General features: G+C 64.8%; 3 protein-coding genes. All 3 read left to right on the top strand.

Annotation, left to right across the window (positions count from 1 at the left end; all coding sequences use genetic code 11):
- The first annotated feature begins 294 nt into the window (after positions 1 to 294).
- The 3 genes from G015_RS0113560 to G015_RS0113570 all read left to right on the top strand — a co-directional run bounded on the left by G015_RS0113560 (position 295) and on the right by G015_RS0113570 (position 1502).
- Positions 295 to 477, top strand: coding sequence for a hypothetical protein (locus G015_RS0113560; protein WP_020146892.1), 183 nt, complete (start codon positions 295 to 297; stop codon positions 475 to 477).
- Positions 464 to 709 (top strand): hypothetical protein, encoded by a 246-nt coding sequence (locus G015_RS13765; protein ID WP_020146893.1) that lies wholly within the window; start codon positions 464 to 466, stop codon positions 707 to 709. The genes G015_RS0113560 and G015_RS13765 overlap by 14 nt, the downstream gene beginning before the upstream one ends.
- A 148-nt stretch (positions 710 to 857) precedes the next feature.
- Positions 858 to 1502 (top strand): HK97 family phage prohead protease, encoded by a 645-nt coding sequence (locus tag G015_RS0113570; RefSeq protein ID WP_020146894.1) that lies wholly within the window; start codon positions 858 to 860, stop codon positions 1500 to 1502.
- Positions 1503 to 1561 lie beyond the last annotated feature (59 nt).

The raw sequence follows: 1561 nt of genomic DNA on the forward strand, positions 1-1561 counted from the left end.
CAAGCGGTCGAGCGGCTCGAGCGCAGTGCGCTGCAAAAGCTGCGCCGGATGCTCAAGCGACAAGGTCGGGCAAAGGATCTGCGAGAACAGTTAGACGACATGGGGACAGGCCCCTAGGGGAGCCCGAAGTACAGCGAAGGACGCTCCGGGACCGTTGAGGGTAGTCGTTTCCCCGCCTCTCCAAATCAGATTTTGGCCGGTAGGGGGGATGAGAAAGTCCCGCGATCGACCGTCTGGGACCGGAGGGGGAAGACGCTTTCTGCTTTGTTGCACGAATTTTTCTGAGGGCAAGCCATGAAAAAGCACAAGACATTACCGGACTGGAACGCGATCGCGGACCCGGACGAACGCCGGCCCGAGCTGGCCGCCGAGCGGTTCGAGGCGAGCGTCAAGACACTACCCGAGGCGATGCGCGAACTGCGCGAGTCGCTGCGGGATGCGCTGCAGAACGAGGGGGCCCGCGATGATGACGCCTGAGAAGATCCTGGCGGCGCTGGGGGCGCCCGCGCCTGACACCCTGCCCGAGCAATGGCGCCCGTTGGTCTACGAGCTGGCGGCTACTGTCGCGGCGCAGGGGAAAGCCCTGGGGGTGGCAGAGGCCGCCATCGTCGCGGCGAGCCAAGCGGAAACCCTCGACGATGCCCTGCGGACCCTGGGATGGGCGCACGACAGCATCGCGAAGAGCCTTGACCGGCCGCGGGGGCACTGATATGGTGACTACTGTATATCCATACAGTCCTGCCGCAGACGGGTGCGATGCCCGGAACCGGAACTCCAGGACAACGGGCGCGAAGCTCGCGGATGCAACAACAGGCCCTGATGCGGCCTGCGGTTTTGCGTTTGACGAGAGGTGGCCCGTGACCAAAGCAGTACACCACAAAGCCCTATCCCTATCGGCTTCCGAGCTGAAGTTCGACGATGCTTCGCGTTCGTTCGCGGGCTATGCGTCCGTGTTCAACGGCGTGGACGCCTACAACGACACGATCCTGCCCGGGGCCTACGCCCACACCCTCGAGAACCGTTCCCGGCCCATCCGCATGCGCTGGAACCACACCGGCCCGGTAATCGGGCGCTGGACGGTTCTGCGTGAGGACGACAAGGGGCTATGGGTCGAGGGCCAGCTCACACCCGGGCACAGCGTTGCCGAGGACGCCTACGCGAGCCTCAAGCACGGGGCCGTCGACGGTCTGTCGATCGGCTACCTGATCCCGCCCGGTGGGGCCGAAGAGAAAGACGGAACCCGCTACCTGAAAACCATTGAGCTGGTGGAGATCAGCGTGGTCGAGGAACCCGCCGACGCGGGCGCCCTGGTCGCGAACGTGAAACAGGTGGACCCGGCCAGCCCGCGCGAGCTCGAACGCGGCCTGCGTGATCTGGGGCTCTCCAAACGCGAGGCGAAACGCCTGATGGCGGGCGGTTTCTCCGCCCTTTCCGACGAAGACGAAGAGGCCGCCGAGATCGCGGCAGCCCTGCGCGAACTGAACAACGAACTGAGGGTATGACGATGGAAGTGAAAGAGCTGATTCAGAAGAACACCGAGGCCGTGCGCGGCTTCAAGGGC

Source organism: Thioalkalivibrio sp. ALJ15, assembly GCF_000383695.1.
In the GTDB taxonomy this organism is placed as follows: domain Bacteria; phylum Pseudomonadota; class Gammaproteobacteria; order Ectothiorhodospirales; family Ectothiorhodospiraceae; genus Thioalkalivibrio.